This is a genomic window from Gimesia panareensis (genome assembly GCF_007748155.1).
Taxonomy (GTDB): Bacteria; Planctomycetota; Planctomycetia; order Planctomycetales; family Planctomycetaceae; genus Gimesia; species Gimesia panareensis.
Map to the genome: position 1 here is coordinate 677209 of NZ_CP037421.1, position 23553 is coordinate 700761.

The following is a 23553-nucleotide window of genomic DNA, read 5'->3' on the forward strand; positions in this document are numbered from 1 at the left end:
GTTATGTCCTATTCAGAGCAGCATCAGATGAATTCAAGTTCTGTGTCTGATTCCGCAGTGTTATCGCGGCGTGATTTCTTTTCCTGGGCCGGGACGGGACTGGCGGGAACGGCGCTCATGGATCTGTTACTCCGACAGCAACCTGCCCGAGCGGCAAAACCCGGAAGGACAGTCACACCGGCGCCGCATTTTTCGCCGCGGGTAAAACGGGTGGTACATATCTGTCTGATCGGCGGGTTGAGTCATTTGGATTCGTTTGACTATAAGCCTTCGCTGAAGAGTCTGCATGGCAAAGAGATGCCGACCGATAAAACGCCGGAGACGTTTTTCGGCAAAGTCGGTCTGTTGCGGAAGAACGATTTTGAGTTTCATCAGCGCGGGGAGAGTGGGCTTTGGATTTCCGATCTGTTTCCTCATATCGCTGCGCAGGCAGACGAGCTGACGCTGATCCGCTCGATGAAGGCGGACTCGGCCAATCACACGCCGGCGACATTCCAGGAGAATACCGGCTTTCGTCTGAACGGGTTTCCGGTGCTGGGTTCCTGGCTGTCGTACGGGCTGGGGTGTGAGACCGATGAACTGCCATCCTATGTGGTGTTGCCCGACGTACGCGGCTACCCGGCTGCGGGAACGATTAACTGGTCCAACGGTTTTCTGCCGGCACAGCACCAGGGGGTTCCCTTTCAGAGCGAAGGACCCGCGATTCGGGATCTGTTTCCCGAACGTCAGATTTCCGAACAGACAGAACTCGCCAGCCGCCAACTGTTGAACCGGTTCAATCAAAGCCATCTGAAGCGGAGTGGGGCGAACAGTGATCTGGAGGCCCGGATCCGCAGCCACGTCCTGGCGGCCAAAATGCAACTGGCGGTGCCCCGGGTGACAGATCTGTCCGGAGAGACGGCCGCTACTCAAAGCATGTATGGTTTTGATGGGGAGGAGACAGCGCCTTTCGCCCGCAACTGTCTGCTGGCCCGGCGTCTGCTCGAACAGGGAGTTCGTTTTGTTCAACTCTTTTCGGGAGGCCCTTTCGGTTCCCCGCGCATCAACTGGGACGGGCATGAGGATGTGAAACGGAATCATCTGCGGGAAGCGACTCGCATCGACCAGCCTGTGGCGGGGCTGCTCAAGGATTTACGCCAACGGGGGATGCTGGAGGATACGCTGGTCCTGTTCTCGACTGAGTTCGGTCGGACGCCGTTCACCCAGTCGGCTTCCAATACGGTGGGGACGGGGCGCGATCATAACATGAACGGCTTTTCGGTGTGGATGGCCGGAGGCGGTCTCAAGCACGGGATCAGCTATGGAGCGACCGACGAATTTGGCTGGAAATCGGTCGAGAAAGTCGTCCCCTGGCACGATTACCATGCCACCGTACTGCATCTGCTGGGCATCGATCATACCCGGTTGACCTGGTATCACAACGGGATTGAACGCCGGCTGACCAACGTGCACGGCGAAGTGCTTCACGAAATTCTGGCTTGAATTTCACCGGTTTTTGTTGATTCTGCTGCGATCCGCTGATTTTTTCAGGAACTTATTTTGTGTGTATAGACGGATCGACTAGAATGGCTATAGTGTGTTTTCGTGATCGGCAACGAGGAGGGCGCTTACTTCTGTCTGATTGAGACTAACGTCCTGTCTGAATAATTATTGAGATGAATACTATACAAAACCCCGGCAGCAAGACAGATTCCAAACGGGTCCTGATTATCGGTGGTGGTTTTGCCGGTTTGAACGCGGCGTTGGAGCTGGGAGGCGTGCCCGGTGTCGAAGTGACCCTGGTTGACCGCCACAATTATCACCTGTTTCAACCGCTCCTTTATCAGGTCGCCATGGCAGGCCTGAGTCCTGCTGATATCGCCACTCCCATTCGCAGTCTGCTTTCCCACTACAAAAACACCAGCGTCCTCTTGGGCGAAGCAAAGTCGATCGATCTGCCCGGTCAGAAAGTTCAGTTTGATTTTGGTGAACTGGAATACGATTATCTGGTGCTGGCCTGCGGTGCAACGCACAGTTATTTCGGCCATAACGAGTGGGAAGTTTATGCTCCGGGCTTAAAGAACATTTCACAGGCGACAGAAATCCGTAAGCGGGTGCTGTCGGCATTCGAACACGCCGAACGAATTACCGATCCCGATGAGCAGAAGAAATATCTGACGTATGTGATTGTGGGGGGCGGCCCAACCGGAGTCGAACTGGCAGGAGCAATCGGTGAAATGAGCCGTTTCACGCTGTCGAAGGATTTCCGCCGCATCAATCCCAGTCATACCCGCGTGATCCTGGTCGAAGCCGGCCCGCGGATTCTGCCCATGTTTTCTGAACAGCAGGCGAACCGTGCGGCCCGGGACCTGGAGAATTTGGGAGTCCAGCTCTGGACCTCGTCTGTTGTGACCGACATCAACGATGACGGCGTCGAGTTAGGAAGTGAGCGAATCCGGGCGGCGACTGTGCTGTGGGCAGCGGGTGTCGAAGCATCCGAACTGGGTCAGTCTGATGGCATGCAGACGGACAACCGGGGCCGCGTGATGGTCGAACCGGACCTGAGTCTCAGTAAATATTCCAACGTATTCGTCGCCGGCGACCAGGCCTGTTATACCCATCAGACCGGTAAGCCGCTGCCAGGCACCGCGCCGGTCGCGCTGCAGCAGGGGCGTTGCATCGGCAAAAATATCCGTGCCGAGACTCAGGGCAAGCCGCGCAGCGAGTTTCGTTTCCGGGACAAAGGTCAGATGGCGACCATCGGCCGTAGCCGGGCGATTGTGGAGATCGGAAAGTTCAAACTGGCCGGTTTCTTTGCCTGGGTGGTCTGGCTGGTCGTGCATATTTTCTATCTGACCGGGTTCAAGAACCGGGTGCTGGTGGTGATGCAGTGGGCCTGGTCCTATCTCAGTTTCCGCAGAGGTGCCCGTCTGATTGTGGGCAAGGAATGGGATCCGGAACTGGTACACGAGGCACAGCCTGAGCACGAAGCCGAGGAAGTTCCCGTCTCTTCGGAGCACTAAACCGGGAAAAAAGGGCGGAAGCTCTCGTTTTTCGTCAGGCGGCGTTTTATGCTGAAAAGGATGTTCTATCCCTGATTCAGCCGAGGAAGCCATGCCGTTACAAATTGCTCCATTTCGTTTCGATGTCACTGTACCGATCGGACACTCCTTATGCGGGGGCTGGATTCCCTCTGCGTCGCGGATCGATTCACCACTGGAAGCGCTGGGATTTGTGCTCTTGACCGAGCCACAGCCTGTGGTGGTCTGTACGCTGGACTGGACGGGGCTCTGTAACGACGCGCATCTTCAACTGCGTCAGGCACTGGCGAAGGCTGCCGGCACGACTGCAGACCGCGTGGCCGTGCAGTGTGTGCACCAGCACGATGCCCCGTTTGCCTGCCTGGAGACGGACCGGATTGTGCGGGCGCAAGGTGACTTGCCTCCCAACATGGACCCGCAGTTTTTTCAGACCTGTCTCCAGCGGGCAGAGACTGCGGTACGGGAGAGCCTGAAATCACCACGTCGTCTGACGCATGTCGCTTCAGCTCAAGCGGAGGTGGAACAGGTGGCTTCCAACCGACGGGTGCTGAATGATCAGGGTAAGATCCTGAAGAACCGAAGTGTGGCGGCCAGCAGCGATGATATTCGCGATCTGCCGACTGGCGTGATCGATCCCTGGCTGAAGACGGTGGCCTTTTATGATGGCAAAGAGAAAGTCGCCGCCTGCTATTATTACGCCGTGCATCCCATCAGTTACTGTTGTACCGAGGGGCATGTTAACAGCGAGTTCGTAGGGCAGGCGCGCAAGCTGAAGGCCGAGCACGATGCTCCCGATTGTCTGCATGTCTACTTCACAGGCTGTGCGGGCAATATCAACGCGGGAAAATACAACAACAGCGATCACCATGAAAATCGCCCGGTGCTGGCACAGCGGGTCTTTGCGGCGATGGAACGGGCGTCCGAACAACTGCGTCCCGAACCGATCAAGCGGCTGCAGTGGACGACCGCCGATTTCCTGCCGCCGGTCAATCGGGCGTTTTCCATCGCGGAACTGGAGAAGCAGATCAACGATCACAGTCGGCGGGTGGTACATCGGAATCGGCCTGCTTTCACGCTGGCCTGGTTGCGACGGCATGCCGCTCAGAAGCCGATTACATTGAGCGGACTGCACGTCAACCAGATATCCATGCTGCATTTACCAGCCGAGCCATTCATCGAGTATCAGTTGCGGACTCAGATGCTCTACCCCCAGCGATTTATGGCGGTGGCCGGCTACGGGGACGGCGGTCCCTGGTACTTGCCGACCGCGGAAGCTTACTTCCAGGGGGGCTATGAAGTCAGCGTGGCTTTCAGTGGTCCGGAGGTGGATCAGCATCTGATGCGGGGTATCAAAGAGTTGGTGCCGGGTTAGTCGGAAACTCAGGTCAGTTCGGCGATGGGTTTGCCGTGAGGCAGGATGGGAACCGGTCGTCCCTGATGGTCGACGAGGGAGCGGGAGTAATCGATGCCCAGGTGACGATAGATCGTGGCCAGCATGTCTTGAGGCGTATAGGGATTGTGTGTTGGGTATTCGGCTTTGGAGTTGGTGGCCCCGACGACCTGTCCCATTTTCAGATTGCCTCCTGAGAAGAGGGCCGTGTAAGCCTGGGGCCAGTGGTTGCGTCCTGTCCCCGAGCTGTTGGAAGAGAGTCGGGGAGTGCGACCAAATTCACCGACGGCGACGACCATGATTTTTTTGTCCAGGCTGCGTTCGTGGATGTCCTCGATGAGTGTGGCCAGGGCCTGATCCATGTAGGGGAGGCGGACCTGCATGTATTTCGCGAAATGGCCGGGGCGTCCCGCGTTGAGAATGTGATCGTCCCAGTTCGTAAATTCCTGTCCGGTCTTCGGGGTGTTGAAGAACAGAGAAACGACGCCACAGCCGGCTTCCGCCAGACGGCGGGCGAGCAGGCAGCCCTGGCCCCACATGTTGCGTCCGTAGCGGTCACGCAGGCTGTCCGGTTCACGGTCGATCTCGAACGAACGGGCGGCATCAGGGCTGGTCAGCATCTGAAAGGCGAGGTCGCGGAATTTGTCATTGCCGTGCAGGTCACCTGTGAGATCGAGGTCGCTGCGCAGTCGATCGAACTGTTTGAGCAACTGGCGGCGTTCAAGCAGATGCTTCCCATCCATGCCTGCCTGCAGCTTCAGCGAAGGGGGACGATAACTGGTTGACGAAGGCTCGGTCGATTCAAAAGGTCCGTGCTGCATGCCCAGGTAAGTGGGTTGGACCATGTAGAACTTCGAGGGGATCGAGACATAGGGGGGCGTACCCGCATCGGAGAGTCCCCGGACCACACTGGTGACGGAACCGAAGTCGGGATGTTCGCTTTTTGATTGTGAAGTGGGATCCAGTTTGGAGGGACGTTTGCCGGTGAGAACAATGATCCCGCCATCGCTGTGGATGCCGACGTCATGATGCAGGGAGCGGACGAGCGAGAATTTATCTGCGATTTTGGCCTGTCGCGGAAAGAGTTCGCAGAGATCCATCCCCGGGACATTCGTGGAGATCGGATTGAAGAGGGAGCGGTAGTCCGAGGGGGCGTCCGGTTTAAGGTCGTAGGTTTCCAGTTGCGAGGGGCCGCCATGCAGGAAGAGCAGAATGACGGATGTGTCAGGTCGGGTCGGGGCGGCTTCACCACGGAGAGACAGCAGTTGCGGGAGTGAGAGACCGCTCAGAGCGAGGGATCCGATGCGCATAAATTCGCGTCGGTTCACCGGTCCGCTGCAGTGTTTGCCCGTCATTTGATTTCATCCCGTTCTGGAGCACCCGGCGACGCACTCGGGTGGAACTTTGAAATATCAACAAGCGATTATATGTGCGTGGTTTGGAAAATGCCAGAGGAACCTGAATGATGGGGCCTGAATCAGGTTCAGGGGGTGTGCTCTTCGGGGGGAATCGGGCGGCCGTGAGGGTCCTGGTCGGTGTCGAGGGTGTCGGCGTTGAGGCGGTCGCGGAGTTCCCGATCGGTGAAATGTTCCAGTTGCTCAGCCTGGCGGTGAATGGTCTCAGCGGACATGCCCGCGTGTTCGACGAGGTAGTGTTCCCAGAGGCGATGGGAGCGGACGAGTTGCCGGGCCCGGTCGCGGCCGGTGTCGGTCAGGGTGTAGGTTCCATTGGCGTGCACGAGCTGGCTGTGCCGAACGAGGTAGCCGAGTGTCAGGCTGGTGGGCAACGGACGGGAAAAGAGGATGTCCCGCAGGTAGAGGGCGTCGGGTCTGAGCTCCGGATCCCGTTCCTCAATGCGGTACATCAGGGCGACGATGTCATCCGCGAGGATCTGCCAGGCCAGTAACTGACGACGGAGGAAGACGATTACCACGCCGTGCCGGGGGCCGAACAGGGCGGCGATCACAAACAGCAGACCGGCTGAGACCGCCATCATGCCGGCCGTGGATGTGCTCTGGAAATTGAACCAGTAGGGGACGGTGATGGCACTGATATGACCGATGATGGCGGAGAGCATCGCCAGCAGAACACTGAGGATCAGCATGACTCCCAGTCGGTCGGTGAGCATATAGGCGGCGGCGGGGGGCACGACGAACATGGCGACGACCAGGATATTTCCGACTGCTTCAAAGCTGGCAACCGCGGTGATCGCTACCAGGGTCATGAGCGCATAATGAATGAGTGTGGCATTGAAGCCGGTGGTGGTGGCCAGGGCCGGGTCGAAGGAACTGAGCTTCAGCTCTTTGAGAAACAGGATGACGAACAGCAGGTTGATCACGAATACGATCGAGAGCACAACGACCACGCGGGGGATCTCCCAGCCGGCAACGAGCACGGTGTCGGCGGGCGTGAGTTCGATGGCACCGTAGAGCACGCAACCCGGATCGAGATCGACGCGATCGGCGGCCTGGACGATCATCACCAGTCCCAGGGCAAACAGAGAGGTGAAGACGACACCCATTGAGGCGCCTTCGTCCACTTTTCCGAAGCCGCGAATCCATTCTGTGAACAGCGCGGTCAGAATGCCGGCAATGACGGCGCCGATAAACATCGGCAGGCTGCTGCGCGAGTCGCTGATCAAAAAGGCGGCGGCCAGTCCCGGCAGGACAGCGTGAGTGATCGCATCACCGAGCATGCTCATCTTGCGGAGCACTAGAAAATTACCCAGCAGGGCAGTCGCAGCAGCGCACAGCATCCCCGCGACGATGATCCAGCCATCCAACGTCCAGCTCCACTGTTCGAGTCCTCCCATCAGGTGGCCTCCCGGACAGTTGGAGTGACGGGGGGCTGCTGCAGATCAATGGCATGGGGGCTCTGCAGAATTCCTTCCGTCGACTGACGGACGAGCAGGACTTCCAGCTCGGCGATCACCTCCGGTTCCAGGACGTGTTCGATGGCGTCAGCATCCTGATCGACTTTGCTGGAAGCGACTTCCGCGTAGGTAATCAGATAGAGTTCCCAGAGGCGGTGTTCGTGAACCACGCGGGCAGCTTCCTTCAAGCCGGAGAGTGTTAACTGTATGCGGTTGTCCGAGAGTTGTGTGACGAGGCGTTCGTCCTGGGCGCGTCGGATGATTTTTTTGAGCGCGGGCAGGGACCAGCTTCGCATCTGTTCCAGGGCGGAGAGCGAGACCGGCTGTACGTTCTCCGTGACATCGATGGGAAGCTGCTGATGAGTCTCCAGGTATTCGTAGAGGCCCCGCAGCAGGTGTTGCCGATTGACTTTGGTATTCAGTTCGTAACGCCGGTATTTGCGAACCAGAATTCCACGCGGCACACCGAAGATCATGCTGAACAGAAACATTGTGGTCGCGACCAGGACGATCATCGCCCCTGAGGGAAGATTGGGAAAGATGGCGCTCATGCCCGATCCGATCATCCCGCTGAGAGCACCCAGCACGACTGCAACGAAGGTGAGCCAGAACATTTTTTCGGTCCAGAAACGGGCAGCAGCGGGAGGGATTACGAGCAGTGAGATCATCAGGATCAGCCCCACGGCCTGCAGGCCGATGATGGTCACGACGACGACGAGTCCCATCAGGATCGTATCAAGCAGGATGACGGGAAAGCCGCGCGAATCAGCAAAGCCTTCGTCGAAGCAGAGCAGTGTCAGTTCCTTGTAGAGGAGCAACGCAATCAGTACACAACTCAGGCCGGCACCGCCGATCAGCCAGGCATCGCTGGCAACCATGGAAGCCGTTTTTCCGTAGATAAACGATTCGAGACCGGCGGCGTGTCCGGTCTGCATCTGCTGGACAATGCTCAACAGTGCGATTCCAGCGCCGAAGAAGACACTCAGCACGATTCCCAGGGCGGCATCTTCCTTGAGCCGGGTCAGGTTGCGAATCAGGAGAATACCGGCGATGCCGAGTAAACCACTGATCGCGGCACCGGTCAGCAGGATGGGGAGCGATTTTCCATTCAGGCCCAGTGTACTGGCGATGATGAAGGCGATCGCGATCCCGGGCAGGGTAGCGTGGCTGAGAGCATCACCCATCAGGGCACGTTTACGGAGCAGGGCGAAGCTGCCGATCATGCCGGCGGACATGCCGAGCAGGGTGGTGCCCAGGATCACGATGCGGGTGTTGTAGTCCTGCATGAGGAAGACGCGTTTCCAGTCTTCCCAGGCGGGCCACTCGATACTGCGATCGGTGATGGACTGCTGCTTATGCACAGTTTTTCCCTCGGCTGCCAGCAGGGCCGGGCCGGGGAGCAGGAGCATCAGCAGGAGCAGAATTCGCGCGCCGCGACTCATAGAGACTGCTCCCGGCGGCGCATGGTTTCGGTGGCTTCTTCGAGCAGGGTGAGACGGCCGCCGTAGGTTTTCTGCAGATTCTCGGGGGTGAAAACGTCTGCGGTGGGACCATGATCGATGACGCGCATGTTGAGCAGGATGACGTAGTCAAAGTATTCGGGGACGGTCTGCAGATCGTGGTGAATCACCAGAGCGGTTTTGCCAGCCTGCTTCATTTCCTGCAGGATCTTGACGATCGCTTTTTCCGTCGCGGCATCGACGGCGGCGAAGGGTTCGTCCATCAGGTACAGGTCGGCGTCCTGAACCAGGGCGCGGGCGAGGAAGGTCCGCTGCTGCTGTCCGCCGGAGAGCTGGCTGATCTGGCGACGGGCGTAGTCGGCGATGCCCACGCGTTCGAGGGCATCCAGCGCGCGTTCCCGATGTTTTTTGCGGACAGGCAGGCACCAGCCGATTTCGCGGTAGAGCCCCATGGTGACGACATCGAGAGCATCCACAGGGAAATCCCAGTCGACGCTTTCCCGCTGGGGGACATAGCCGACGCGGTGTCGATTTTTCTGATAGGGTTTTCCGAAGATGTTGACCCGGCCGGAGGCCTTGGGGATCAGTTCCATGATGGTTTTGATCAGCGTACTTTTGCCAGCGCCGTTGGGGCCGACGATCCCGACCAGTTTGCCTGGGGGAATGTCGAAGCTCACGTCCCAGATCACGGGTTTGCGGTGATAGGCGACAGTGAGGTCATAGACGGAAAGAGGAATCTCCGTCGGGGACAGTCCTGATTGCGGTAACGGATTCTGGCTTTCAGATGTATTCATGGGACTCTTAGGGTTCATGTCTGCTCTGGTGGTCGGGAGACTGTTGTTGTGCATCAGTGCGTGAGTTTGTCCTGCATGCCTTTTTCGGGTGCCGTGCCCCCCAGCGCGCGGGCTACGGTAGTCATGTTGTGATCGAGCATGCCGATATAGGTCCCCTCGTAGGTTCCCGGTTCCCCCATCGCATCGGAGAAGAGTTCCCCTCCAATGACGATCTGATGTCCCTGAGCGCGGGCTCCTTCGATCAGAGCGGTAATGTTCTTTTTCGAAACGCTGCTTTCCACGAAGACCGCCTTGATCTTTTTCTTCACCAGCAGGTCGACGAGTTCGTTGATCCTTTTCAGACCGGCTTCCGATTCGGTGGAGATCCCCTGGACGCCCTGGACGTCGAGCCCATAGGCGCGGCCGAAATAGTTGAAGGCGTCGTGAGAGGTGATCAGTGTGCGGCTGTCTTCCGGGATTGTTTTCAGGGTTTTCTGTCCGTATTCGTGAAGTTGTTCCAACTGCTGTTTGTAGGCTTTGGCGTTGTTCTCATAGACGTCGGCATGTTTGGGGTCGTATTTGATTAAGGCATCTTTGACAGCATCGACGCACTGCGCCCAGGCGGAAACATCCATCCAGACATGGGGGTCGTAGTGACCGTGAAAGTCTTCCGGTTCCAGGAGCGTTTTTTCATCGATGAGCTCGGTGACGGCGAAGACCGGTTTGTTGCGCGAGACCTTGATCAGCGTGTCGGTCATTTTGCCTTCCAGCATCAGGCCGGAGTAGAAAACGATGTCCGAATTCATAATCGTTACGACATCATCGCGGCTGGCTTTGTGCATATGGGGATCGACGCCGGAGCCCATAATCTGATGGACGTCCACATATTCCTGTCCCACATTTTTGACGAGATCCGCCACCATTCCTACTGTTGCCGCGACCGGAATCGGGTAATTGATGGTGTAGCCGGATTCACCGGTTTTGGGTTCAGGCGTTGAATTTTCCTGCGACTGGCAGCCAGCCAGACAGATCAACGCCAGGACGAAAGCGAAGTGCTTTCTCATAGTAACATATGCTCCGATAAGGACTTATTGTGCACGAGGCTGCTAAAATGTAGCCTAGGCTACATTTTCTCCCATTTTATAGCAGGAGCAGCGTGAATGTCAACTCCAGAGAAATCCATTACTTTTTGGGTTTGAGGTGTTGATCAAAGAAGCCAATGACAGCGGGGCGGAGGTCGCGCTGTTTGGGTTGCAGATGGAAGCTGTGCGGAGCGCCTTCGATGATGATCAGCTCTGCCGGGATGCCTCCTTTTTTGAGCGCAGCCTGCAGGAGTTCGGACTGTGCCACGGGGACGAGCGCATCGCGGGTGCCGTGCAGAATCAGGAAGGGGGGATCATCGTTGGAAATATGCGTGACCGCGGAAGCCTGTTTGCTGAGTGCCTTTTCTTCATCCGAGAAGGAATTGAGCAGGTCGCGTGATCTGGCCAGGGTGATCAGATCGTGTACGCCATACATGGGAACGACGGCCTGAATGCGGGATGAAAAGCCGGCGTAGGGTTCTTTGGGTTCGAGTTGGGGATCATCGCCGGTGACAGCCAGCATTGCGACCAGATGTCCGCCGGCGGAACCGCCGATGGCCCCGATGTGATCGGCGTCGATCTGGTATTTATCAGCGTTCTTTCGCAGGAAGCGAACGGCGGTTTTACAATCCTGCAGATGACCGGGCCAGACCTGTTTGAGGTTGTCGGTGAAGCGGGACTGTTTTTTCGCGAGCTGATAATTGATGCTGGCACAGACGTAGCCTGCTTTGGCCAGGTTGGTGCCGATGTTGATTTCGCGGCGGGCGCCTTTGTCACCGCCGTGCCAGCCCCCGCCATGAATGATGACGACGGCAGGGTAAGGGCCTTTCCGGAAGTGGGGATCGGGGAGATAGAGGTCGAGTTTTTCTTTTCGGCCCGCGCCCAGATAGTCGACGTCTTTCTGAATCTTGACCTGGGAGAGTTCGCGTTTGACCCGTTCGGAGGGGGAGAGGAAGGTGACGCGATCACGGCCGGCGAGTTCGACGAGGTCTTTGATATCGAATGCTTTGAGCAGGCCGAAGCAGAAGAGTTCCGGTGCCTGGCTGACGGCTTTGTCCTGTTCGAGGATCTCTTTGAGAGAGCCGAACGAATCCTGCAGGCTGACGTTCGAGATGGCCTCGGGTTCGATATCCGCAGCGATGAGTGTGAACAGGCTGCTGCGTGGGCCGACTGCCTGAATCTGAACGGTGGACTGTTTCTGGTCGGACTTCAACCAGCGGGAAATGCCGGCAAGCTGGCTGGCCTGGATGCCCAGGGGGCGTTCTCCGACGGCTGCGACGAGCAGACCATACAGGAAGTCACGCTGACTGATTTTCGATTCTCCAAAATAGAAGGGATCGACGGCGAGCACGTTCTGTCCCTCTGCCAGTAGCTTTTCTACTGCCGTCGCCAGGCTTTGTCTTCCAGCGTCTGCGACGACGATCGTTGTCGATTTCGCAGGGCTGCGTGAGAATTCGACAGCGGGGACAGTCCAGTCCTGATCGACTTTCAGTTTCCAGAAAGTGACTTTTGTGTCACCCTCTGTTTTCTGGTCGACCTTAGTTCCAGACACTTTGGATTGAGTTGCGGAGATCAGTTTTTTGAGTGCTTCCCGCTGCTGTTCGGGTGTGGTTTTCTTTGCGGAGCGAGGCAGGTTCTGGCTGAGTTGGAGGGCCAGGGTGTGGAAGTCGGCATTGTCGGCGGGGAGTTCGACCTTTAGTTCCTCGGCGGTTTTGAGTTCCTCATCGCAGGGGATTTCTTTAACCGGCAGCGGTTTGCCAGGTTCGGAGAAGTGCGCCGAAAGCATGCGATAGAGTGCTTCGCGGTTGTCCTGGAGGAAGTTGTGCGTGCCGGGATCGTCGTTGATGTGCTTCTGCAGATTTTCTTCTTTGTCGTACAGCTTGAAGATCGGGAAGGCGGCTTTGAGCAGTGGAGGCTGGGCGTATCCCGCTTCGAAGCAGCAGTTATCTTTCGAGTTGTTGGTCAATAATGTCGGACGGGGAGCCCGCATTGCGGTGAGGTGGGTGTAGTCGGCGTAGAGGGCCAGGTCGTTGGGTGTCTGTTCGGAATCACCCAGGTCTTTGGTGTGATAGTCACGCGTGAGGAAGCTGGAATACCCGGCGACCGGATTAGAGAGTGTGACCCGTTCATCAAGGGAACTGATGAAGATCGTTTGCCAGCCGCCCCCGGAGAGGCCGGCGACCGCGACGCGTTTGGGGTCCGCATGAGGATGCGCGAGCAGAACGTCGAGTCCTTTTTTCATCGCGAGATAAAAGGGAGCGAGCCCGCTGGTGCCGCACAGGTCGAGCTGGTTCATTTTGTAATGGGTGAAGCCGGGAGAGCCGAGCTGGCCCATGCCGAGCCATTCGACGTTGAGAGCGAGCATACCCCGCTTGGCCTGGTTGATGCAGCGGACCTGTTTGTAGTCGGCGGCTTTCCCGTCTTTGCGGTCGTGCCCGTTGACATTCATCACAACGGGAACTTTGCCTGTCAGTTCATTGGGGATATAGAGCAGGGCGGGAACCCAGAGTCCGGGGACGGCTTCGAAGCGGAGCTTCTGGATTTTGTATTCGGGGCCGCCGGGAATGGTTTCTCCCCAGACGACGTTCAGTTTGGTGTCACGCCATTTGGCTGCTTCGCCGCGATAGACGACTTTGTCCAGCACATCTTTGCGGATGCGGCCAATGGTCTTTTCCCATTCGTCGACGCTGCTGACTTCGGGCATGCCGGGAACTTTGGGAGCGATATAAGCCTGGACCTCTTTCCACGGCTGGTCCTTGTCGAGAATCGGTTGTTTCAGCGAGGCCTGCAGGTCGGGTTCGGCTGCCGACAGGAGCGAGAGCGGCGCTGACAGCAGGCAGCAGAAAACGAACAGGTAGCGGGCAGGGTGATAGTGTGGCATAGCTGGAACTCCCGTTGATTTCAGGTGGGATCTAAAAGCAGGTTGTATTTATTCTGCGAAAAACGGAGAGGGAACACAAGTTCGTTAAGAAAATTAAAGAAGCAGTCTGCGCAGCGTGAAGCGGGGCGTCCCTCAGTCATGGAGAGATTCGGCGCTCAGGACTTTTTACCCAACTCGATGGAGCGTTGTGTGGCGGCGGCGACGGCATTCATCAGGCTGCTGCGGAGGCCTCCCGATTCGAGGGCGTGAATGCCGGCGATCGTGGTGCCGCCCGGACTGGTGACCGCGTCTTTGAGCGCGCCGGGATGTTCGCCCGTTTCGAGAACCATTTCGGCGGCCCCTTTGACGGTTTGTGCAGCGAGCTGGGTGGCGATGTGACGGGGCAGTCCCATGCGGACGCCACCATCACTGAGGGCTTCGATGATCTGATAGACGTACGCGGGGCCGGAGCCGGACAGACCGGTGACGGCGTCGAGTTGCGATTCGGGGACTTCGACGGCGATACCGACCGTGGAGAGCAGCGAGTCGACGAGGCTGGCATCGTCTTCGGTGGCTTTGCCTCCCCGGGCGAAGGCGGAGGCGCCCTGTTTGACCAGACAGGGGGTGTTGGGCATCACGCGGATGACGCGGATCGAGTCGCCCAGCGTTTCCAGGAAGAGTGCGAGCGGGGAGCCGGCGGCGATGGAGACCAATAGCTGTTTATGCGTGATGGTACCTTTGAGTTCCTGCAGGACTCCGGGCAGCTGCTGCGGTTTGACCGCGAGGATGACGATGTCGGACTGTTCAGCCACGGTGATATTGGAGGTGAGTGTATCAGCACCGGTTTCCTGGTTGAATTTTTCCCGGGCGGATTCATAAGTGTCGCTGGCACAGACGTTATCTGCGGAGGTGAAACCGGAGGAGATGAGTCCCCCTGCCAGGGCGGTCGCCATGCGTCCTGCACCAATAAAACCGACTTTCATTTGTCTACTGTCTGACATACTGGGGGGCTTTCTGCTGTCTGTGGCTGCCAATTCGGGATTGAGAGACCACTAATTTGTTCTGTCCTCAAATTTTCCGTCGGATAGTCACTGATTGAGGGGGCATAAACTGCTAAAATACGATAATCTGTATGCGCTGAACTTAGAATTGTAACACCAACGACCAGAATGTGCATCTGAGCCTGTTCTAGACGTGTTGATCCATAAATGCGAGCTGATTGCGAGATGAAGACGGCCGGTTATAATAAGCTGCAAAATGCAACCGGAAATGAAAGCCAAACGAGAATGTCCGACCTGGTTCCACCCCCAATTCGCGTGGGGGCGGTCTCTTATCTCAATTCGAAGCCGCTGATACAGGATCTGGAAGATCTCGCGGAAAATGCTGAACTGATGTTAGATTATCCGAGCCTGTTGGCCGATGATCTGGCGGCAGGGCGAATCGACGTGGGTCTGATTCCCTCGATCGAAGTGATTCGCAGCCCTGACTACGAAGTGATTTCGAATGCCTGTGTGGCGACACAGGGGCCGGTGCTGAGTGTGAAAATGTATAGTCGCGTCCCTTTGGGTCAGATCAAGCGGCTGGCACTGGACATGGGATCGCGGACAAGTGCGACACTGGTGCGAATCATGCTGGCGGAACAGTACGGGGTGTATCCGGAAGTGGAACCGCTGCCGATCGAGCAGACCATCGATGCGACGACCGCAGATGCGATTCTGTTGATTGGGGACCGGGCGATTCATACACCAAGTACGAAATTTGCTGCCACCTGGGACCTGGGTGAGGAGTGGTTACGCTGGACGGGACTGCCGTTCGTGTTCGCGATGTGGGCCGTGCGGCGGGATCAGGAAACGGGATCGCTGGAGACCGCATTGTGTCAGGCACGCGACAGAGGGGTTTCCATGCTGGACGAGATTGCCCGGCGGGAAGCACCGAAGCTGGGCATTGACGTGGCGGTAGCGGAAAGTTATCTGAAGAACAATCTGAGTTTTTATCTGGGATCCGCCGAGCGTTGCGGATTGCAGCTGTTTCAAGAATTAGCCATTAAAACGGGACTTGCTCCCGAGGGGGTTCCTCTTGTCTTCCGAAATTGCATCTCTGCTGGATAAAGCAGTCGCCGGCGAACGTCTGAACCGAGAAGAGGGACTCAAACTGATGGAGTCTCACGATCTGGTTGCGCTGGGCAAGGCAGCCAACGAAGTCACGAAGCGACTGCACCCCGAACCTTACCGCACTTATAACATCGACCGGAATATCAACTATTCGAATTCCTGTTCCGCGGTCTGCGATTTCTGTGCGTTTTACCGGAATCCGAAGTCGCCGGAAGTGTATGTGCTCAAACCGGAGCAGCTGTATCAGAAGATCGAAGAGACGATCGAACTGGGAGGAGACCAGATTCTGCTGCAGGGAGGACTGCATCCCACTCTGAAGCTGGAATGGTATGAAGACCTGCTCCGCGATCTGCGGGAACGCTATCCGACCGTGAACGTACATGGCTTCAGCCCGCCGGAACTGCATCACTTCACCAAGGTCAACAAGCTGCCCCTGCGTGAGGTACTGCAGCGGTTGAAAGATGCCGGTCTGGGAAGCCTGCCCGGCGGGGGAGGCGAGATCCTGGTAGACCGGGTTCGCAAGGAAATTACCCGCGGGAAAGCACTGACCGACGAGTGGCTGGAAGTGAACCGGGTGTGGCATGAACTGGGGGGCATCTCCAGCGCGACCATGATGTTTGGTCATATTGAGACCTTTGCCGAACGGATTGAGCATCTGGATCGCCTGCGGGAACTGCAGGACGAGACCGGCGGCTTTTCCGCATTCATCTGCTGGACACTGCAGCCTGATAACACCGACATGGATTACGTTCCGCCTGCAGGCGCTTTTGAGTATCTGAAGACCCAGGCCGTGAGCCGTCTGTACCTGGATAACTTCAAGAACATCCAGTCCTCATGGGTGACCCAGGGTGAAAAAACGGGGCAGATGGCTCTGTTCTTTGGCGCCAATGACATGGGCAGCCTGATGATCGAAGAGAATGTGGTTTCCCAGGCCGGGACGACGCATCATCTGACAGTTGAGACAATTCGACGCTGTATTACAGAATCGGGATACATTCCCCGTCAGCGGAATGTCTTTTATGAATATATCGATGATCCCGATTCCAATGGTCCTGCGAAGGGTTCAGGTCGCGTTCCTCTGCCAGTGCTGAACTGAGAGAAAACAGGTCAGATATAGGGCTCAGGAAAGCCGATTCGCCATGATAGGCTATGCTTACTTATATTAATGAGATCTCAGTAAGCCTCTTTAGTCTGTCGATCCCCGGCCGATGATCGACAGGTGTATCAGGCAGCAGGAATAATGGACGAATATGATTCACATCGAGCATCTGAGTAAAAGTTTCGATGATCTGCGCCGAGGCAGCATCGTCGCACTCGATTCAGTGAGCTTCGATGTCCATGCCGGCGAAATATTCGGTCTGCTGGGCCCCAACGGTGCGGGCAAGACCACCTGTCTGCGGCTTCTGAGTACCGTGCTGCAGCCAACCGGCGGAACCGCAACGGTCGCCGGCTATGACGTACGAACCCATCCCCAGGAAGTCCGCTCCCATATCGGCTTCATGTCCGGAAACACGGGGATCTACGACCGGATGACGGCCTGGGAGATGGTCGAGTATTTCGGTCGCCTGTACGGCATTGAGGAAGAAGCTCTGCAGGAGCGGCTGGAGTGGATCTTCACCACGCTGCAGATGCAGGACATTCGGGACATGCTGGGGTCGAAGATGTCGACGGGGATGAAACAGAAGGTTTCGATTGCCCGTACAATCGTGCACGATCCGCCCGTATTGATTTTTGACGAGCCGACTTCCGGGCTGGATGTGCTGGTGGCACGGGCGGTGCTGAAGACCGTGGAGGCTTTGCGCGAAGAAGGCAAGTGCATTATTTTTTCCACGCACATCATGCGGGAAGTGGAAAAACTGTGTGACCGTGTCGCGGTGATTTACAAGGGGACGATCCTGGCGATCGGCAGCATTCCTGAGCTCGAGGAACAATATCACGAATCGGACATGGAAGAACTGTTTTTCCATCTCATTCAGAAGCATGAAGATGAGCTGGCGATGAAGGCACAAGCAGACCAATGATACAGTGGAAGAATATCAAGCTCATTTTGATGCGTGAACTGCGCGATCAGCTTCGCGATCGGCGTACGCTGTTCATGGTCGCCATTCTTCCGCTGCTGCTCTATCCGGCGATGGGCATCGGGATGGTGCAGATGACCGTGATGTTCTCGGAACAGCCGCGAAACGTGGTGGTGCTGGGAACAAAAGACCTGCCCCAGCATCCCCAGTTGCTGCAGGGAGATCAGTTTGTCTCCAACTGGTTCATGAATCCCGCGGATGCGGAAAAACTGCGGGTGATTACTGATGCCTCCGTTGCTGCAGAGGAACTCAGTCCCGAAGAAGAAACAGAACGGGACGAGATTCTCGAACAGGCCCGCGATCTGAAGGTCGATCTGAAACAGCATCAGCAGTTCCTGGATGCCTGGGACCAGCTGGTGCCTCAACTGGAACAGGTGCAGGTTAAGTTAGATCGGTTGAAGGAGCAGCAGAAGAAAGAGAAATCACCAGAACAGAAAAGTCAGCAGCTTGAGGAGGGCAACAAACTCAGGGAAGAGGAAAAACAACTTGCGGCAGAGGAGAAGCGGCTGACAGAGGAAAAAACCAGGCTGGCGGAAGAGATTACCCGGAGTAATGATCACCTGAGCAAGAAGTTTGCCGAGAGTCAGATCCAGGTGCTGATCCTGATTCCTCAAAACCTGTCCAGGGAACTGGAACTGGTCAGTCAGAAGCTGGCACGGCATGAGCCCATTGATTTTGATCCTGCTGTTTCATTGCGACCACTGGTGCTGGAAAATACGGCGGATGAAAAATCACGGCTGGCGTTTACCCGCGTGCAGGAAGTAATGGATGCGTGGGAGAACGCGATTTTACGGGATCGTCTGAGCCGTGCCCGGTTGCCGGAATCGTTACCGACCCCCATCAATCCGGATGTAATTGACCTGGCGCAGGATGATCAGCTGGCGGCGAATCTGTGGAGCAAGCTGTTTCCGGCAATGCTGATCATCATGGCAGCAACCGGTGCCTTTTACCCGGCGATCGACCTGGGAGCCGGTGAAAAAGAGCGGGGTACGATGGAGACGCTACTGATTTCCCCGGCGCGACGGACAGAGATTGTGCTCGGTAAATTTCTGACAGTGATGATCTTCAGTATTTCGACAGCGCTGCTAAACCTGGCAAGCATGGGTTTTACCGGCAGGCATATGGTCAAGGTGGTCGGAGACGGGGCGATGTCGAAAATCGGCGATCTTTCCTTTCCCTCGCCTTCTGCCCTGTTCTGGATCGTGGTTCTGCTGATCCCACTGTCGGCGTTATTCAGTGCCCTGTGCCTGGCACTGGCGACATTTGCCCGCAGCAGTAAAGAGGGACAGTACTATCTGACGCCTTTGTTGATGGTCACGCTGGGACTGACGGTCTTCTGTCTTTCACCGGCAGTGGAAATCAACGCGTTTTACAGCATGATGCCGATCGTGGGAGTGGCCCTGTTGTTGAAGGGGATGCTGCTGTCTACGGTGAACGCGGGCGCTCTCTATGTGTATGCCATCCCGGTGCTGGTGACGAGCATCGGCTACAGTCTGCTGGCGCTCTGGTGGGCCATTGACCAGTTTCAGCGGGAAGATGTACTGTTCCGGGAAGCCGAGCGGTTTGAAGTCGGGCTGTGGCTGAAGCACCTGATGCGAACCAAAGATGCACTGCCCAGTTTTGCAGAAGCCGGTTTCTGTTTTGTGATCATCATGCTGCTGCAGTTTGCTCTGATCAATACGATTCGAGAAGCGATTCTGACGGCACCCGTGTCACAACGGGCCGTACGCAGCATGCAGTTGCTGATGATCCAGCAGCTGGCGATCATTGCGACTCCCGCGCTGATCATGGGGATCATGCTGACGACCAGCGTGCGGAAGACGTTTCGTCTGTACCTGCCCCGGCTGGGATTCTGGGGCGTGGGGCTTCTGCTGCCTTTCATGTTACATCCCTTGTCGCTGGAACTCTCCTCGAGCCTGCAATGGTTCTTCCCCAAGCTGCCTGCCGGGGCCGCGGCGATCATCAAGGAAATGTCAGATCCCAGTCAGCCGATCTGGCTGATTCTGCTGGCGTTTGCGATTGCGCCCGGGATTTGTGAAGAACTGGCATTCCGCGGATTTATTCTGAGCGGTTTTGGCCGCAAGGGGCGGGTCTGGCTGGCAGTGATTCTCTCGAGTGTCGCGTTTGGGGCGATGCACCAGATTCCACAACAGGTCTTTAATGCGACCCTGATGGGGCTGGCCCTGGGGCTGGTCGCGGTCCACAGTCGCAGTCTGTTCCCGGGTATCATCTTTCATGTGATCTATAACTCGCTTTCCGTATTTCGCGGGCGGATTCCCGAGAACTGGGAGCCGACCAACGGTCTGCAGTATTTTGTGAGCATGCAGGCAGAAGGGTTACGTTACTCCTGGCCGCTGCTGCTGATCTGTGCTGCTGTTGCTTTCTTCCTGTTGCGCTGGACGATTTTGCAGTCAAAGGCGGCAGTCGATCCGAATTCCGCGTCGACGGATGCTCTGGTCTCCTCGTCTTTCAATCGTCGTTTGACCGATACCAAATAAATTTCCGACTGTTATAATGCACGGCAACTTGTCTCTTTCGCCGTTGACCTTTGTTTTGAAAACAGCAGTCTCTTGGAACGTCAAATCTATCAAGCGCGTTGGGTGTTTCCCGTCAATGGTCCTCCCCTGGAGGATGGGATTGTCGAGATTGAAGGGACCCGGATTGCCGCCGTGTACGGGGGAGCGCATTCCCGGGCCATCGATCTGGGGAACGTGGCGTTGGTTCCCGGGCTGATAAATGCCCACACACATCTGGAATTCAGTCAGCTCCGGGCACCGCTGGAACCTGCTGCTCCCTTCACGGACTGGATTCGGGCGATTATGAAGTCGCGGTTTGAGACGGAGCAGCCCGTTACGGAACGGATTCAGCAGGGGATTTCCGAGTGTCTGTCGGCGGGAACGACCACTGTGGGTGAGATCGCGACAAGTGAAGAGAGTTTGCGGCTGTTCAATGCTGACTCCCAGGTGCCGCGGGCAGTGGTATTTCGGGAGTGCCTGGGGTTCACTCCGGATCGAAAAGCCAGTCAGGAGCAGGTTGCGGCTGCGTTTCTGGAAGAACCGATCCGTCCGGAGGCGTTACCGCGATTATTCCCGGGTTTGAGTCCGCATGCACCCTATAGTGTGCATCCTGATTTATATCTGAATCTGATTCAGCAGGCCCGGGATCAGGGAGTGCCGGTTGCCGTCCATCTGGGGGAGACGTCGGCGGAATACGACCTGCTGGAGCGCAAGGAAGGGGCGTTTGTCGATCTGCTGAGTGAGCTGGGCCTGTGGGATCCGGAAATCCTGCAGGACGGGATGCGGATGACCGATTACCTGGCACCACTGGCGGAGTTACCCGCGGCGCTGGCGGTGCATGGTAATTATTTTGGACCGCCGGAATGGGAGTTTTTGCAAGGGGCTCCCGCGATTTCTGTGGTGTATTGTCCGCGGACGCACCACTATTTCGGGCATCCGGCCCATCCCTGGCTGACCATGATTGAGCAGGGAATCAATGTGGCCCTGGGGACGGACAGCAGGGCTTCGAACCCGGATCTGAGCCTCTGGAAGGAGCTTCTGTTTCTGCGTGAAATCTGTCCCCAGGTGCCGACCGAGCTGATTCTGGAGTGTGGGACACTGGCGGGCGCCCGCGCACTGGGGTTCGCTGAGGAGACAGGTTCGCTGGAGGTGGGGAAAGCCGCGGATCTGGCTTTGATTCAACTGCCGGAAGAGGCTGGCGGAGGGACAGGTAGTGATCTTTTGTTAGATTCCCGTTCCGATGTGGCCCGGGTGATGCTGAATGGGGTCTGGATCAATTGATTTCAGGGGAAATCACGTTACCCTATAATGTCTATCTTATCGCAAGCCGCGCATTGCGCAGTTTTTGTCACCATTCCGCAGGTGAGAGTCTGCTAGAGGCGAGGCTGGTCAGGTCGCTCGATTCTGGTGACTGATCGGCAGGAATGTCATTGTTGGGGAACTGGAAAATGGAAGAAATCATGTCGATTGAATTTGGTCAGGCTGTGCCCCAGCAATACTGGTCTCTCTCAGATGAAGAATTTCTGCAGGCGGTCCGCTGGGCTTCTAAACCGCGCGGCGACCTGATGAAAGGAGCACAGTTCGGAGATCTGAAACGTTTTGGTCAAGGTCTGACTGCGCGACTGAAAGAGATTGCCAAACAGAAAAAGCAGACAAAACACAGTGCTGAGATGCTGTGGTCCGCCCTGTGGTCGGCCGAAGAGGTTGAGGATCCGGGCCGTACTGCCGACCTGATCAATCTGGTTGAGTCAGCCTGCAATTTGCCCGGTAAGAATAAAAAAGTATCGCAGAGCGGAAAACGCAAAAAGACACCCCGTTTGAGCTGGGACGAAGTGAGTCGGCTGCTGTATGGCTGGCTGGAACAGGTGACCCTGTCTGAACCGATGCAGCCGTTTGAATTACTGCTGCTGATGGAGCTGCTGGAAAACGTGGGTTATCGTCTGGCACCGGCGACTCTGATCAGCGTCTGGCGCGCCTGTCTCAGTGCGGCAGCCGCGATCTGTTTCAAACTGGAGGAGACCGATTTCTCAGAAACTCCGGATGATCAAGTGCTGCTGAACTCCGGCGAAATTCCCTGGCGGGCCAGCTTCCTGTTTTCCCAGGTCGCGGGGGCCAAGAATCTGCGGCAGCTGGGGCAACAGAATCTGCGGGATGGATTTTTTGACCGGACAGACACTGATGGAACGCCTCACGCGGATATGCTGTCCCGAATTGATTTCTGGCTGGCCACGTTGACACGGTCTCTGTTTATCAGCCAGGTCTGGAAGAAGCGTCTCTGGGATCAGGAAGCGCGGGATCGGTTCCAGTTGACCATTCAGGTGCTGGTGGCAACCAGTAATGCCTCCGGCAAGCTGGCTTTGTGCCCGGTGCATACAATTGACCATAGTAGTCTGCTGAGCCTGGCAGCCTGGTTCTCCGGACTGTCGAGCCGGAGTGCCGAGCGGATGTATCTCAAGTCATTGAGTTCCGGGAAAAAGAAGCAGTCGCCGTTCTTTATTCAGGCTGACGATCATGCTGCAAATCAGTCTGACTGGTCGGCCCTGGCTGTAATGCGAAATTACTGGTCTGATGCCTCCAATCTGCTGATGGTGACCTGGAACGGCGACTTGCCGGCGATCAGTCTGTCCGCACTGGGCAAACAGCTGCTGGAAGGACGCTGGGAATTCTCCCTGACGGTCAACGGAACCGAAGTCAGTGGGGACGGGGAGTGGAGTGCCGTCTGCTGGAACAGTGACGAGGATGCGGACTACCTGGAACTGCAGATGGAACTGGACGGCGGTTATACTCTGGAGCGTCAGATCCTGCTGCCCCGCAATCAGCATTTTGTGTTTCTGGCAGATATCGTGAATGGCAGCGAAGCGGCGCGGCTGGAATATCGTTCGCTGTTGCCTGTGTCGGCTGGATACACGGGGTCTGTGGATGAGGAGACACACGAACTGTCGCTGAAAACAAAAGGGATGTCGGCTCGGGTATTTCCGCTGGGGCTGCCTCAGGAGCGGGATTTCTTTCAGCCTGGCAGCCTGAGCCTGAATGAGCAGGGACAAATCGAACTGCAGCAGCAGGCAGCGGAAGCGACGGCCCTGTATGTACCGCTGGTGATCGACTGGGAGCCGGACCTGAAACGCAAACCAGCGGACTGGTCGAGTCTGACGATAAGTGAAGCAGGGCAGATTTCTCCGCGCGATGTGGCAGCCGGCCATCGGTTGCGAATCGGTAAGCATCAGCTGTTGGTTTATCGCAGTCTGAAAAAAGGGGAAGTGGCGCGGGCAGTGCTGGGGCATCATACCAGTTATGAATCGGTGATCGGACGTTTCGATTCCGACGGCGATCTGACGCCACTGCTGTTTGTGGAATAATCTGCCTGCGAAATACGCTGAATCCGTGCTTTCTG

16 protein-coding genes are annotated in these 23553 nt (G+C 56.9%); 9 read left to right on the forward strand and 7 right to left on the reverse strand.

Going from position 1 to position 23553, the window contains the following annotated elements; all coding sequences use genetic code 11:
* The first annotated feature begins 27 nt into the window (after nt 1–27).
* The 3 genes from Enr10x_RS02605 to Enr10x_RS02615 all read left to right on the forward strand — a co-directional run bounded on the left by Enr10x_RS02605 (nt 28) and on the right by Enr10x_RS02615 (nt 4392).
* Complete coding sequence (locus tag Enr10x_RS02605) at nt 28–1482, forward strand: DUF1501 domain-containing protein (RefSeq protein WP_390621337.1); 1455 nt, start codon at nt 28–30, stop codon at nt 1480–1482.
* A gap of 173 nt (nt 1483–1655) precedes the next feature.
* On the forward strand, nt 1656–3002 hold the full coding sequence (locus Enr10x_RS02610; protein WP_145448067.1) for an NAD(P)/FAD-dependent oxidoreductase: 1347 nt from the start codon (nt 1656–1658) through the stop codon (nt 3000–3002).
* A gap of 91 nt (nt 3003–3093) precedes the next feature.
* Nucleotides 3094–4392: a hypothetical protein gene (locus Enr10x_RS02615; RefSeq protein ID WP_145103725.1), complete on the forward strand. Its 1299-nt coding sequence runs from the start codon at nt 3094–3096 to the stop codon at nt 4390–4392.
* A gap of 8 nt (nt 4393–4400) precedes the next feature.
* On the opposite strand, the gene Enr10x_RS02620 is transcribed toward Enr10x_RS02615, so the two are convergent.
* The 7 genes from Enr10x_RS02620 to proC form a co-directional block, all read right to left on the reverse strand.
* Complete coding sequence (locus Enr10x_RS02620; protein ID WP_145448068.1) at nt 4401–5765, reverse strand: DUF1501 domain-containing protein; 1365 nt, start codon at nt 5763–5765, stop codon at nt 4401–4403.
* A 128-nt stretch (nt 5766–5893) separates the two neighbouring features.
* A complete protein-coding gene (locus Enr10x_RS02625; RefSeq protein WP_145448069.1) occupies nt 5894–7222 on the reverse strand; it encodes a metal ABC transporter permease in 1329 nt (442 codons plus the stop codon).
* Nucleotides 7222–8724, reverse strand: coding sequence for a metal ABC transporter permease (locus Enr10x_RS02630; RefSeq protein ID WP_145103731.1), 1503 nt, complete (start codon nt 8722–8724; stop codon nt 7222–7224). The genes Enr10x_RS02625 and Enr10x_RS02630 overlap by 1 nt, the downstream gene beginning before the upstream one ends.
* On the reverse strand, nt 8721–9536 hold the full coding sequence (locus Enr10x_RS02635) for a metal ABC transporter ATP-binding protein (protein WP_197996368.1): 816 nt from the start codon (nt 9534–9536) through the stop codon (nt 8721–8723). The genes Enr10x_RS02630 and Enr10x_RS02635 overlap by 4 nt, the downstream gene beginning before the upstream one ends.
* A gap of 53 nt (nt 9537–9589) precedes the next feature.
* On the reverse strand, nt 9590–10579 hold the full coding sequence (locus Enr10x_RS02640) for a metal ABC transporter solute-binding protein, Zn/Mn family (RefSeq protein WP_145103733.1): 990 nt from the start codon (nt 10577–10579) through the stop codon (nt 9590–9592).
* Nucleotides 10580–10697: 118 nt separating this feature from the next.
* The gene (locus tag Enr10x_RS02645; protein WP_145103735.1) at nt 10698–13478 is read right to left on the reverse strand and encodes a prolyl oligopeptidase family serine peptidase; all 2781 of its coding nucleotides are present in this window, start codon (nt 13476–13478) and stop codon (nt 10698–10700) included.
* A 155-nt stretch (nt 13479–13633) separates the two neighbouring features.
* Nucleotides 13634–14458: a pyrroline-5-carboxylate reductase gene (proC, locus tag Enr10x_RS02650; RefSeq protein WP_145103737.1), complete on the reverse strand. Its 825-nt coding sequence runs from the start codon at nt 14456–14458 to the stop codon at nt 13634–13636.
* 285 nt (nt 14459–14743) lie between these two features.
* Here proC and Enr10x_RS02655 point away from each other — a divergent pair, with 285 nt between their 5' ends.
* The 6 genes from Enr10x_RS02655 to Enr10x_RS02680 all read left to right on the forward strand — a co-directional run bounded on the left by Enr10x_RS02655 (nt 14744) and on the right by Enr10x_RS02680 (nt 23518).
* Nucleotides 14744–15565 (forward strand): menaquinone biosynthetic enzyme MqnA/MqnD family protein, encoded by an 822-nt coding sequence (locus tag Enr10x_RS02655; RefSeq protein ID WP_232093208.1) that lies wholly within the window; start codon nt 14744–14746, stop codon nt 15563–15565.
* The gene (gene mqnC, locus Enr10x_RS02660) at nt 15534–16664 is read left to right on the forward strand and encodes a cyclic dehypoxanthinyl futalosine synthase (RefSeq protein ID WP_145448070.1); all 1131 of its coding nucleotides are present in this window, start codon (nt 15534–15536) and stop codon (nt 16662–16664) included. Before Enr10x_RS02655 ends, mqnC begins: the two co-directional genes overlap by 32 nt.
* A 154-nt stretch (nt 16665–16818) precedes the next feature.
* Complete coding sequence (locus tag Enr10x_RS02665) at nt 16819–17589, forward strand: ATP-binding cassette domain-containing protein (protein ID WP_145448071.1); 771 nt, start codon at nt 16819–16821, stop codon at nt 17587–17589.
* The gene (locus Enr10x_RS02670; protein ID WP_145448072.1) at nt 17586–20144 is read left to right on the forward strand and encodes an ABC transporter permease subunit/CPBP intramembrane protease; all 2559 of its coding nucleotides are present in this window, start codon (nt 17586–17588) and stop codon (nt 20142–20144) included. Before Enr10x_RS02665 ends, Enr10x_RS02670 begins: the two co-directional genes overlap by 4 nt.
* A 72-nt stretch (nt 20145–20216) precedes the next feature.
* A complete protein-coding gene (locus tag Enr10x_RS02675) occupies nt 20217–21443 on the forward strand; it encodes an amidohydrolase family protein (protein WP_197997461.1) in 1227 nt (408 codons plus the stop codon).
* A 179-nt stretch (nt 21444–21622) separates the two neighbouring features.
* Nucleotides 21623–23518: a hypothetical protein gene (locus tag Enr10x_RS02680; protein WP_145448074.1), complete on the forward strand. Its 1896-nt coding sequence runs from the start codon at nt 21623–21625 to the stop codon at nt 23516–23518.
* The last annotated feature ends 35 nt before the right edge of the window (nt 23519–23553 follow it).